This window comes from Streptomyces sp. NPDC058308 (assembly GCF_042880275.1).
In the GTDB taxonomy this organism is placed as follows: domain Bacteria; phylum Actinomycetota; class Actinomycetes; order Streptomycetales; family Streptomycetaceae; genus Streptomyces.
The window spans coordinates 1-10,787 of sequence record NZ_JBHVZA010000019.1 but is presented as its reverse complement, the minus strand read 5'-3'; the positions used below and the strand labels follow the sequence as shown (position 1 = coordinate 10,787).

The following is a 10,787-nucleotide window of genomic DNA, read 5'->3' as shown; positions in this document are numbered from 1 at the left end:
GGGGGGGGGGGGGGGGGGGGCCCCGGGGGCGCGGCGGCCCCCCCGCCTCTCAGGGCGTCGGACCGGCCTCTCCCGCGGTGCGGTGCCGAACCAGGTCAGTCCGTGCCGAACTCCATCGCGGCGCGGTCCAGCATCTCGTCGTCCCCGGACACCTCACCGCGCGAGGCGATGGCCTGGGCGCCACCCTCCGGCATGGTGCCGATCAGGCCGGTCGCGGCCGCCTGGGCGGCGCCGATGGAGGTGTCGGAGCTGCCGATCAGGCCGAGGCCCGCGTACTGCTCCAGCTTGGCGCGCGAGTCGGCGATGTCGAGGTTGCGCATGGTGAGCTGGCCGATCCGGTCGACCGGGCCGAACGCCGAGTCCTCGGTGCGCTCCATGGACAGCTTGTCCGGGTGGTAGCTGAACGCGGGGCCCGTGGTGTCGAGGATCGAGTAGTCCTCGCCACGCCGCAGCCGCAGCGTCACCTCGCCGGTGACGGCCGCGCCCACCCAGCGCTGCAGCGACTCGCGCACCATCAGCGCCTGCGGGTCCAGCCAGCGGCCCTCGTACATCAGCCGGCCGAGGCGCCGGCCCTCGTTGTGGTACTGGGCGAGGGTGTCCTCGTTGTGGATCGCGTTCACCAGGCGCTCGTACGCGGCGTGCAGCAGGGCCATGCCCGGCGCCTCGTAGATGCCGCGGCTCTTGGCCTCGATGATCCTGTTCTCGATCTGGTCCGACATGCCCATGCCGTGGCGGCCGCCGATGGCGTTGGCCTCCATCACCAGGTCGACGGCGGAGGCGAACTCCTTGCCGTTGATCGTCACCGGGCGGCCCTTGTCGAAGCCGATCGTCACGTCCTCGGCCGGGATCTCGATCTCGGGATCCCAGAACCGCACACCCATGATGGGCTCGACGGTCTCCACGCCGGTGTCCAGGTGCTCCAGCGTCTTCGCCTCGTGCGTGGCGCCCCAGATGTTGGCGTCGGTGGAGTACGCCTTCTCCGTGCTGTCCCGGTAGGGCAGCTCGTGGGCGAGCAGCCACTCCGACATCTCCTTGCGGCCGCCGAGCTCGGTCACGAAGTCCGCGTCCAGCCAGGGCTTGTAGATCCGCAGGTGCGGGTTGGCGAGCAGGCCGTACCGGTAGAACCGCTCGATGTCGTTGCCCTTGAAGGTCGAGCCGTCGCCCCAGATCTGGACGTCGTCCTCGAGCATCGCCCGGACCAGGAGCGTGCCGGTGACGGCGCGGCCGAGCGGCGTGGTGTTGAAGTACGCGCGCCCGCCCGAGCGGATGTGGAACGCCCCGCAGGTGAGCGCGGCCAGACCTTCCTCCACGAGCGCCTCGCGGCAGTCGACCAGGCGCGCGATCTCGGCGCCGTAGGCCTTGGCGCGGCCGGGCACCGAGGCGATGTCGGGCTCGTCGTACTGCCCGATGTCGGCGGTGTAGGTGCACGGGACGGCGCCCTTGTCGCGCATCCACGCGACCGCGACGGAGGTGTCGAGACCGCCCGAGAAGGCGATGCCGACGCGCTCGCCGGCGGGGAGGGAGGTGAGGACCTTAGACATAGGAAGAGTATGCATCATCGCGCATGGTCATGCAAAGGTGGCCTGGCGGTGCCGCCGTCCCGTCTCTGCGGCCGCCCGTCCCGTCTCTGCGCGTGGCTTCCCCGGCGCGATGAGCCGGGCCTCATCGACGCGGCGTCAGGCCGCTCCGTCGAGGCGTCAGGCCGCTCCGTCGAAGGGGGTGACACGGCGATACGCGGCTCGGGCGTACCACACCCGGGCCGTCGCCGTGCCGATGAGAGTGGCCGCCAGCAGGCACGCCACCCAGCCCAGGTCCCGGTCCCCGGCCCAGGAGAGCTCACCGGTGGGGTGAGCGGCGAAGACGTTCAGCAGGGCCCAGCACAGGACGGCCGTGCCCGGTGCCGCCACGAATCGGCCGAGCATGCCGAGCAGCGCGGCGAGGACGGACAGGGCCGCGAGGGCGAGTCCGGTGCGGTCGAGCGCGCCGAGCAGGTCGAACGTGATGACCAGTACCAAGGAGCCCGAGCAGGCCGTCGTCCAGATGAACGGGGTGGCCATGGGTTCGGGAACGGGCTTTGCCCCCTCGGCGATGTACCGCCACTCCACCACCGTCGTTCCTCCCCACCACCGGGCGCCGGGTGCGACTCCGGCCCCGGCCTCCTCACCCCAGCCGGATCCACGTGCAACGAGACCCGCACACCGGCGAAGGGCGCGGGCGTGGCCTCGTCGGCCGATTGTCCCACCCCCTCGCGGCGACGCCGAGATCGGTATCGGCGCCGTCGCACACGTCGGATCCGGCCGGGGCGCGGGTCAGTAGAGCTTGTTCACGGCCGTGGCGGTCGTAGCTTTGAAGTCGGCGACCTGGGCGTCGGCGAAGCCGCCCATCTGGCCCCACTGCACGAGCGTCACCGTGTTGCCGTCACGGCCCACCGAGAACATGTTGATGTCGGAGGCCCCCCACGTGGCGGTGGTGTGGACCCCGTAGACATGGGCGCCCTCCTCGACATCGACCTTGCCGTAGTACTTCTGCTTCGCGGTGATGTCGGGGTTCTGCTGCATGACCGACTTCGCGCAGCCGTCGAGGTCCTTGCGCAGCAGGGCCGCGAAGTCCTTGGCCCGCTGCACGCTGCGCTCCACCACGGTCACCTGCAGAGCGCTGGTGTCGAGGTCCGTGCGGTAGACGCGGTGCACGGAGATCGACGGCAGCGCCTCGCCGACGCACATCGGCAGCGGGTCCGGCTGGCCGGACGTCACCGGTCCCGCCGTCCACTGCGACGAGGCGTGCGGCGGAAGCTCGGACGCGGACAGGAACCGGGGCGTGCCGGCCGCGGCGGCGGGCACCGTACCGGCCGCCACACCTACTGCCGCCAGGGCGGCACCCATCGCCAGCAGTCCCTTGTTCACGCGCATGTTCTTCTCCACTGTTTCCCCCATCTGACTTGGTCTGCCTGCTTGTTCGGGCGGACAGCGCCGCCCTTCGCTCCCACGCCACGTACGACCCGTGACCTCGTACGAGCGTTGCCCTCGCGCACGTCACAGCTCTGTCTCCCGTGTCACCGAACCGCAACAGCGCGCCGCCGCAAGGGAGTCGTCCCCATGAAGCCACGCCCGGCCACCGGCTCCCGTCGCGCCTCAGCTGTGACCATCGCAGTATTCACTCGTTTGACGGAGGTGAGGACGCAACGTCGTCAGCCTTCGGAAGGCTCTTTGACCGATGAGCACACCGCGACGGCGCCGGATGAGGGGGTCCGAGCGGGTGGCCCTCGACCATGCCGAGGCCGTCATCGTCGACCAGTACACCCGGCTCGTACGCCTCGCCTACCTCACCCTGCCCAGCACCCTCAGCCGGTGGCCCGACCGGCTGCCGCCGCCCCGGGCGCTGCGCCCCGCCCTGCCCGTCGTCTGGGGGCTGCGTCTGTTCCCCCGCGCCGGCGGCACCGAGGAGATCGCGCTCGCGCAGCTCCTCGCGGAGGTGTCGGCGCCCGCCCGCGCGGCGTTCGTGCTGTGCCGGCTCGACGGGCTGCCCCGCCCCGAGGTGGCACAACTGCTCGCCGCCGCCGACGTGTCCGACCCGCGGGAGGCCCTTGACGCCGCCCGCGGCATCGAGGAGACGGTGGGCGAGGCGGCGGGAGCGCTGCTGCGGTCCCAGGAGTTCGACGCCTGTTCCGTGCAGACCCGCCCCACCGACCTGCTGCGCCGCAGGCGTCGGGTCCGGCTGCTCTGGTGCGTGGCGGGGACCCTCGCCGTCCTCTGCGCGACGCCGGCGTCGCTCGGCTCCGTGTCCAGGTCCGAGCCGCACCGGCCCACGGCCGGGCCTCCCGCGATCGGCGTCGACGCACTGCTGCGCGCCTCGCCCGACGCGTGGGCCGACACCTCGCGGGTCGACTTCACCGCGTGGCCTGCCCGCGGCTCCCGCGTCGACGACCGCGCACTGCTCACGCGCGCGCTCGGCGCCTGGACCGATCCGCCGCGCGGCACCCGGGTCGGCGCCGCGGCGGCGACCACCACCGAACCGCCGACCAAGACAACCCAGTTGCTCTACGCCGCTGTCGTGGGCCGGGAGGCGGTCGTACTGTTCCACGACGGCCGCCGCGTGATCCGCTACGGCGAGCCGCTCTCGGCCTCCACGCCCGCGTCCCTGGACTTCTCGCGCGCCGACGACTCCGACGTGACCACGGCGGCGGCGCTCGCCGTCAGCCGCGCGGACGGCAAGGTCCGCTACCTCACGGCCCCCTGGATCGCGGAGACCCGCACCCGCGACCTGCTGAGGCCCAACAGTCCCGGCCGCCCGCTCGACGTATCCGGCGAAGGCCTCACGGAGCGGGTCGGCGCCCTGTCGGCGGCAGCCGCCTGCGACGCCCTGCCGGTGCTGCAACTTCGCTCGTCCAGCAGGATCGCGGAGAAGCACGCGTTTCTGGTCGCCGACCTGGGCGGCCTCTCCCCCGTCCACCTCAGCTACACGCCACTGCCGGGAAGCGGCGCCCGGGCCCGACAGCCGCGCGAGGCCACGAGCAGAGCGGCGCTGCTGAGCTGGGCCCACGGCGCGTGCCGCCTCTCCGAACTGCGCGGGAACGGCGTACGGGCCGTCAACCAGTGGGACTTCGCCGAACAGGGCCTCCCCGAGGGCGGCGGCCGCGCCGTGTGGTCCTGCACGCGCGCCTCCACCTGGCGCGGCCCCGGCAGCGTACTGCTCCAGTTCCGCACGTCGGCCCAGTCGGCGACGGCGCCGGCGCAGATCGTCGGACGGGCCCGCGCGACCGCGGCCTGCAGCCGTTTCGGTCAGCACGTCGTGGCCGACGCCCGCTGGACGTCGGGCTCGGGCCACCGTTTCCTGCTCGCCGCGGGCAGCCGCGAGGTCACCCGGATCTCCGTCACCGGCGACGTGGACGCCGCGAAGCGGGGCCGACTCCTGGCGGTCCGGGCCCCCAAGGACGCCTGGGTGACGGTACGGGCACGGCTGGCGGACGGCCAGGAGTTGGTTCGTGAACCTCTGGGATAACGGCCGTAACAAGATCGGCCGTTGACCCCGGGCTGCTCGCTCCGCATGCTGGTACCGAGCCGGGAGGCGCCTTCCGCGGGTGACGACATGGACCGCGCGGGAGGCACCTGCCTCATCGGCCTCGATCCTCACCGCCCAGGGCTTTGCCCGCCACGCACGAACCCCACGGAGAGATTCCCGCGTGACATCTGACCCGAGCACCGACCGGACACCTGCCCCGGCCGCCCTCCCACCACTGCCCGCCCACGAGCGAGATCGAACGGGCCGCCGCCGAGGCTCTGGAGCAGCAGCAGTGACGGCCCGGGGCGTCGAGGAGTACGCGGTGTGTGGTCGCGACAGCGGCCCGTACGCGCTCACCACGGGACCGGACGGGGCGCTGTGGTTCACCCTGGTGCACAGCGGCCAGATCGGCCGGCTCGTCCCGGGACAGGAGCCGACCAGTCATCAGCTCGCCCCGGACAGCGGTCCTACGGTCATCAGCAACGGTCCGGACGGGGCGCTGTGGTTCACCGAGTACCGGGCCCACCGGGTCGGCCGGATCACGACGGCCGGCCAGGTGACGGAGTTCGCGCTGCCCACCGCGCAGTGCGGCCCCTTCGGTATCGCCGCGGGGCCGGACGGCGCGCTGTGGTTCACCGAAACCGCCGCCGACCGCATCGGCCGTCTCACCGCCGATGGATCGGTTACCGAGTTCCCGCTGCCGCGCACCGGCGCGTTCCCCTCCGCGATCGCCGCGGCCGGGGACGCGATGTGGTTCACGATGAACCAGGCCAACGCCATCGGCCGGATCGGCATGGACGGCCGCGTCACGGTCCATGAGCTGCCCACCGAGGCGGCCGCGCCGGTGGGTATCGCCGTCGGGCCGGACGGCGGCGTCTGGTTCACCGAGATCGCGGCGGGTCAGATCGGCCGCCGGGCGCCCGACGGCCGGATCACCGAGTACGCGCTGCCCGACCGCTCGGCCCGGCCGCACGCCATCACCACCGACGCCGACGGCACGGCGTGGTTCACCGAGTGGGGCGGCAACCGCGTCGGCTCGATCACCTCCGACGGCGCGATCACCACCCACGAGCTGCCCACCCCGGCCTCCGAGCCGCACGGGATCACGGTGGGCCCGGACGGCGCCCTGTGGACGGCCCTGGAGACAGGCGCGCTGGCCCGCATCGAACCGGCCACCACCAGAACTGACCGCAGCGACAGCACTGCCCGAACCGACAGCGCCACCAGGAACACCGAACAGAGGAAGACCTCATGAAATTCGCCCTCGTGATCTTCGAGACGCACGCGTCACGTGCCCGTATCCAGGCCGACCGCGACGCCTACCGCAAGGCGTACGAGACGTGGATAGGCGAGCTCGCGGCGGCGGGCAAATTGGTCGGCGGTGACGCCCTCGACACCGAGCACCAGGGCCCGGTCACCGTGCGCAAGACGGCGGACGGATCCGCTGCGGTGACCGAAGGACCCGTGCACGGCGGAGAGGAGACCCTCGGCGGCTGGTTCGTACTGGAGGTGGCCGACCGCGCCGAGGCGATCGACCTGGCGCGCGGCTTCCCCACTCCGGAGGCGCTGGAGATTCGCCCCATACTCGAATCGGCCTGAGCAGCAGGTGGCCCTGGGGCTGGTCCGGGCCGCGCTCCGCGACCAGGGCGCGTGGTGCGGTCAGTCGTGGGCGACGGTCACGAGTTTCCAGCCGGTGCCGACGCACCCCTCGTGCGGCGGCGGGAAGCGGTGACCGCGCACGTCGGTGCTGTACCGGTGGTGCTGCCCGCACTCGCACTCGTAGATGCCGGACTCGGGGACGATCTCGCCGGGCCGGTAGATCCGCTCGGCCTGCTCCTGGTTGTCGCTCATACCTCTGGTCTAAGGGGCCGCGCGCCCGCCCGCGACTCGGAGCTCCTGAGCGGGCCAGCGCGGGTGGCGGGCGTCGATGACGTAGTCGTGTGCGTGGTGCCAGCCGTGCGGCCCTGCGTGGGCGTCGGCGAGGTGGGGGTCGCCCGGGGGCAGGGTGGTGTGCAGGTGGGTGAGGCGGGACGGGTCGCGGGCGGGCCACAGGATCGCGGCCGCGGTGACTGCGGCGAGGGCGATCGCGGCGAGCGCCGCGGCGGCCGTACTCGTTCCGGCGGTGGCGGCCAGCCAGCCCGCGAGCGGGTAGGTGAGCAGCCAGCAGCTGTGGGTGAGGGCGAACCGGGCGGCGAAGGCGGCCGGCAGGTCGGCGGGCGCGGCCGAGCGGCGGAGCAGCCGGCCCGCGGGGGTGAGCACCATGGAGGTGCCGACGCCGAGGAGGGCCCAGGCGAACAGCAGCCCGACCCAGGACACCGTCCCGTACGCGAGTCCCGTGGAGGACACGGCGAGCACGGCGCCGAGCACGAACCCGGCCGGGAGCATCACCGAGCGGTCGCCGAACCGCTCCAGCGCGCGCGGCAGGAGCAGCGCGGCCGCCACGGAACCGGCTCCGAACGCGCCGAGGGCCAGCGATACGTCGCCCGCGCCGCGGTGCAGGTGGTCCCGGACGAGCACCACCGTGTTGACGATGACCATGGAGCCGCCGGCAGCCGCGGCGAGGTCGAGCGCGAGCAGGGCGCGCAGCCTGGGTGTGGCCCAGTACAGGCGGGTGCCGAACGTCGCCCTGGCGTAGCCGGCGCCGTCGCGCTCGACCGGGAGCGGAGTCGGCAGGACGACCGACATGACCAGCGTCGCGGAGGCGAGGAAGCCGAGGGCGGTGCCGACGAACAGCCAGTTGTAGGTGATCAGTGCGAGCAGTGCGGCCGCGAGTACGGGGCTGAGCAGGCTCTCCAGTTCGTAGGCGAGGCGCGAGAGGGTCAGGGCGCGGAGGTAGTCACGCTCGGCGGGCAGGATCTCGGGGACGGTGGCCTGGAAAGTGGGAGTGAAGGCGGCCGACGCGGCCTGCAGCAGGAAGATCAGGACATAGATCTGTCCCACGTGGTTCACGAACGGCAGGGCGAGCGCGATCGCGGCCCGCGTGACGTCCATCGACACCAACAGGGCCCGGCGGGGCACGCGTTCGGCGAGGACTTGGATCACCGGGGCGAGACCCACGTAGGCCACCATCTTGATCGCCAGCGCGGTGCCCAGGACCGCGGAGGCGTCTGTTCCCGCGAGGTCGTACGCGAGCAGGCTCAGGGCGACGGTCGCCAGGCCCGTGCCCACGAGGGCCATGATCTGGGCGGTGAACAGGCGGCGGTAGGTGCGGTTGTGGAGCACTGAACGCATGGTGGCGTCCCCCTGGGTCGGCGGCCCGGACGGCTCCACGGTAGATGACGTGTGCACAGGTGCGCACACGTCATTGATGAAAGGGGCGGGCGCCATGCCCGGACCCCGTGGCGCGGCGGACTCAGGGGTGCCAGGGCTCGCCGGTCACCTGGTGGTCCGCATGGCTCAGCGCCTCGGTGACCAGCCGGCGCAGATGGCCGTCGCGCATCGAATACACCATGCGGCGCCCGTCCTTACGGGCCTGCACGAGACCGGCGAGCCGCAGCTTGGCCAGATGCTGGCTGACGGCCGGCCGCGCCGCGCCGCTTGCGGCGGCCAGCCCGGTCACGTCCGCCTCGCCGCCCGCCAGCAGCCACAGCAGGTGCAGGCGGGTCGGGTCGGCGAGCAACGCGAACACCGTCGTGGCGGTCTCCAACTGCGCCCTGTTCGGACTGCGTTGGTGCCCATGGTGGGCAGGTGAGGATGTGTCGCGCTCCGGCATGGCCTCATCGTAGGTCCGCACGGGCCACCACGGGCGGGGGCCTGCCCGGCGGTCAGGCCCCCGCCGTCAGCGAAGGCCGCACTGCGGGCCCTCCGCCTCGAACATGTCCCCGCTGTCCGTGACGCTACTGAGGCTCGAGGCGGGCAGACCCCTCACCCGTCACCAGTCAGCCGGTCGAGCTCCTCGGTGATCGCCGCTCGGAGAGCGTCGTGCCGGGGCGCCAGGGCATGCCGTTCATCCTGCCAATTCTCTCGCGGATAGAGCCAGACCGGCTTGCCTACCAGGTCGGCCGGCTCCCACTCGAAGCGCGGCCACACATGAGCGTGCAGGAACCCGTCGGTGTTGCCGAGGATCTCCAGGTTCACCCTCCGGAACTCCGGGTCCAGGCTCCGGCAGGCACGCTCGACCGCTTCACCGAGCACATCCATGTCGGCCAGGAAAGCCCACCGCTTCGCCTTCGAAAGGTCCGACAGGCGCTCCACATGCGGATCGTCGACGAGCAGGACCGAGTAGCCCGGCAGGAACTGCACATCCCCCAGCGCCGCGAACCCCGCCCTCAGCCGCCGCATCACCGCGGGGTTCTCGCCCGCCAGGGCACTCCTGATGCGTTCCTCGCGCCACTCGGTCCCGGTCGTCATGAGGTGTCGGAGCCGTCCGTTCGCCGGTCGTCGGGGCGGTGCTGAGTGATCAGCATGCGGGCCATCCGGCGGGCCCGGAGCGCCGCGTCGGTGTCGCCTTCCGCCGCCGAGATGATCGAGCCCTTCATCAAAATGTGCCAGGAGAGGGCGAACGAGTCCGCGTCGTACAGCCCCGCCTCTTCCGCCATGCCGCGCACCAGGGCGCGGATGTTCCGCAGGTAGCCGATGCTCGCCCGGCCCAGTGGGTGCTCGCCGCCCATCTCCAGCAGGACGTTGATGAACGTACAGGCGTCGAAGTCGTCGCCGCGGAACCACTCGTCGAAGACGTCGAAGATCGCCAACAGCCGTTCTTCGGGCGTGCCGCCACGGCTGCGGGCGCCCGCCATGACCCTCCCCAGGGTCCACTGCCTCTCGCGGCGGGCGAGGAACTCCAGCACGAGCGCGTCCTTCGACGGAAAATGCCGGTAGAGCGTCGCCTTGGCGACCCCCGAGCGCGCCACGACCTCCTCGATGCCGACATCACGGATACCGCGTCGCGAGAAGAGCTCGTACGCGGTTCTCAATATCCGTTCGCGAGGCGCCGGTTGGCACGTCTCTGCCGGAGGGCCGCTGTCCATCACCGTCCAGAATAGTCCTGGACAGAGCCGCCGCCCGCTGCCATGGTCTAAGCACCGGCTCCCGAGACAGACCGGTCTTTCTGTCCCAGCCGGTCAGTGGCTTCACCGATCGCCGATCAGCGCATTTCGCGCCCCAACCACCACCCCAGGGTCCCGGTGTACGCACCAACCGGCAGAGCAGCCGCCGCGGGAGCAACCGGCCGCTCGCCCACCACCGGGAACCGCCCGACGGGTGGGGCCTCGGGCTCCCTGGCGCACCCCTCCCACCAGGTGAGCCGGCCCCACCCGTCGGATGCACCTGGCCGCTCCGACCCACCCGGCGGCCACTCCGCAGCGCTGAAACCGGCGTGAAACCGCGCTGAATGCGGCCTGCCGCAGTCTCTGCGGCATGACGACGACCACCACAACGGCTGCGCGCCCGCTCGCCATCGCGGCGCACGGGCTGCGGAAGTCCTACGGCGAGAAGACCGTCCTTGACGGCATCGACCTGGAAGTCCCGCAGGGCACCATCTTCTCCCTGCTCGGCCCGAACGGCGCCGGCAAGACCACCGCCGTGAAGATCCTCTCCACCCTCATCACCGCCGACGCCGGGGCCCTGCGCGTCGGCGGCCACGACCTCACCACCGACCCCCAGGCCGTACGCGCCACCATCGGCGTCACCGGCCAGTTCTCCGCCGTCGACAACCTGATCACCGGCGAGGAGAACATGCTCCTCATGGCCGACCTCCACCACCTCACCAAACCGGAGGGCCGCCGCACCGCCACCGACCTTCTGGCCCGCTTCGAGCTCACCGACGCCGCCAAAAAGCCCGCAGCCACCTA

Annotated in this window: 12 protein-coding genes; 4 read left to right on the top strand and 8 right to left on the bottom strand. The window is 72.1% G+C overall.

Annotated features, from left to right (window positions below; all coding sequences use genetic code 11):
- Nucleotides 1-95: 95 nt before the first annotated feature.
- The 3 genes from argG to ACFVYL_RS24550 all read right to left on the bottom strand — a co-directional run bounded on the left by argG (nt 96) and on the right by ACFVYL_RS24550 (nt 2,909).
- Nucleotides 96-1,541 carry an argininosuccinate synthase gene (gene argG, locus ACFVYL_RS24560; protein WP_389719480.1) on the bottom strand — a complete coding sequence of 482 codons (1,446 nt, stop codon included), beginning with the start codon at nt 1,539-1,541 and terminating at the stop codon, nt 96-98.
- Between the two features lie 156 nt (nt 1,542-1,697).
- Nucleotides 1,698-2,108 carry a hypothetical protein gene (locus ACFVYL_RS24555; RefSeq protein ID WP_389719478.1) on the bottom strand — a complete coding sequence of 137 codons (411 nt, stop codon included), beginning with the start codon at nt 2,106-2,108 and terminating at the stop codon, nt 1,698-1,700.
- Nucleotides 2,109-2,309: 201 nt separating this feature from the next.
- A complete protein-coding gene (locus ACFVYL_RS24550; protein ID WP_389719477.1) occupies nt 2,310-2,909 on the bottom strand; it encodes a hypothetical protein in 600 nt (199 codons plus the stop codon).
- A gap of 304 nt (nt 2,910-3,213) precedes the next feature.
- Between ACFVYL_RS24550 and ACFVYL_RS24545 the strand changes: the two genes are divergently transcribed.
- The 3 genes from ACFVYL_RS24545 (at nt 3,214) to ACFVYL_RS24535 (ending at nt 6,597) form a co-directional block, all read left to right on the top strand.
- A complete protein-coding gene (locus tag ACFVYL_RS24545) occupies nt 3,214-4,998 on the top strand; it encodes a hypothetical protein (protein ID WP_389719475.1) in 1,785 nt (594 codons plus the stop codon).
- A 292-nt stretch (nt 4,999-5,290) separates the two neighbouring features.
- Nucleotides 5,291-6,253 carry a virginiamycin B lyase gene (locus ACFVYL_RS24540; protein ID WP_389719473.1) on the top strand — a complete coding sequence of 321 codons (963 nt, stop codon included), beginning with the start codon at nt 5,291-5,293 and terminating at the stop codon, nt 6,251-6,253.
- A complete protein-coding gene (locus ACFVYL_RS24535) occupies nt 6,250-6,597 on the top strand; it encodes a YciI family protein (protein ID WP_389719472.1) in 348 nt (115 codons plus the stop codon). Before ACFVYL_RS24540 ends, ACFVYL_RS24535 begins: the two co-directional genes overlap by 4 nt.
- 60 nt (nt 6,598-6,657) lie before the next feature.
- Here the strand turns inward: ACFVYL_RS24535 and ACFVYL_RS24530 are convergent, their stop codons facing one another.
- From ACFVYL_RS24530 to ACFVYL_RS24510, 5 genes are all read right to left on the bottom strand, one after another.
- The gene (locus ACFVYL_RS24530; RefSeq protein WP_389719470.1) at nt 6,658-6,849 is read right to left on the bottom strand and encodes a hypothetical protein; all 192 of its coding nucleotides are present in this window, start codon (nt 6,847-6,849) and stop codon (nt 6,658-6,660) included.
- 9 nt (nt 6,850-6,858) lie between these two features.
- Complete coding sequence (locus tag ACFVYL_RS24525; RefSeq protein ID WP_389719469.1) at nt 6,859-8,229, bottom strand: MFS transporter; 1,371 nt, start codon at nt 8,227-8,229, stop codon at nt 6,859-6,861.
- Nucleotides 8,230-8,350: 121 nt separating this feature from the next.
- A complete protein-coding gene (locus ACFVYL_RS24520; protein WP_389719467.1) occupies nt 8,351-8,710 on the bottom strand; it encodes an ArsR/SmtB family transcription factor in 360 nt (119 codons plus the stop codon).
- A 152-nt stretch (nt 8,711-8,862) separates the two neighbouring features.
- Nucleotides 8,863-9,348, bottom strand: a complete 486-nt coding sequence (locus ACFVYL_RS24515; protein ID WP_389719465.1) for an HIT family protein — start codon at nt 9,346-9,348, stop codon at nt 8,863-8,865.
- Nucleotides 9,345-9,965 carry a TetR/AcrR family transcriptional regulator gene (locus ACFVYL_RS24510; protein ID WP_389719463.1) on the bottom strand — a complete coding sequence of 207 codons (621 nt, stop codon included), beginning with the start codon at nt 9,963-9,965 and terminating at the stop codon, nt 9,345-9,347. The genes ACFVYL_RS24515 and ACFVYL_RS24510 overlap by 4 nt, the downstream gene beginning before the upstream one ends.
- Nucleotides 9,966-10,353: 388 nt before the next feature.
- Here ACFVYL_RS24510 and ACFVYL_RS24505 point away from each other — a divergent pair.
- On the top strand, nt 10,354-10,787 hold a 434-nt coding region (locus ACFVYL_RS24505; protein ID WP_389719461.1), incomplete at its 3' end, for an ATP-binding cassette domain-containing protein.

What these genes read in the sequence shown, in the direction of transcription:
- argG (WP_389719480.1), bottom strand. Translation starts at nt 1,541, where the DNA reads ATGTCTAAGGTCCTCACCTCCCTCCCCGCCGGCGAGCGCGTCGGCATC.
- ACFVYL_RS24550 (WP_389719477.1), bottom strand. Translation starts at nt 2,909, where the DNA reads ATGCGCGTGAACAAGGGACTGCTGGCGATGGGTGCCGCCCTGGCGGCA.
- ACFVYL_RS24545 (WP_389719475.1), top strand. Translation starts at nt 3,214, where the DNA reads ATGAGCACACCGCGACGGCGCCGGATGAGGGGGTCCGAGCGGGTGGCC.
- ACFVYL_RS24535 (WP_389719472.1), top strand. Translation starts at nt 6,250, where the DNA reads ATGAAATTCGCCCTCGTGATCTTCGAGACGCACGCGTCACGTGCCCGT.
- ACFVYL_RS24530 (WP_389719470.1), bottom strand. Translation starts at nt 6,849, where the DNA reads ATGAGCGACAACCAGGAGCAGGCCGAGCGGATCTACCGGCCCGGCGAG.
- ACFVYL_RS24525 (WP_389719469.1), bottom strand. Translation starts at nt 8,229, where the DNA reads ATGCGTTCAGTGCTCCACAACCGCACCTACCGCCGCCTGTTCACCGCC.
- ACFVYL_RS24520 (WP_389719467.1), bottom strand. Translation starts at nt 8,710, where the DNA reads ATGCCGGAGCGCGACACATCCTCACCTGCCCACCATGGGCACCAACGC.
- ACFVYL_RS24515 (WP_389719465.1), bottom strand. Translation starts at nt 9,348, where the DNA reads ATGACGACCGGGACCGAGTGGCGCGAGGAACGCATCAGGAGTGCCCTG.
- ACFVYL_RS24510 (WP_389719463.1), bottom strand. Translation starts at nt 9,965, where the DNA reads ATGGACAGCGGCCCTCCGGCAGAGACGTGCCAACCGGCGCCTCGCGAA.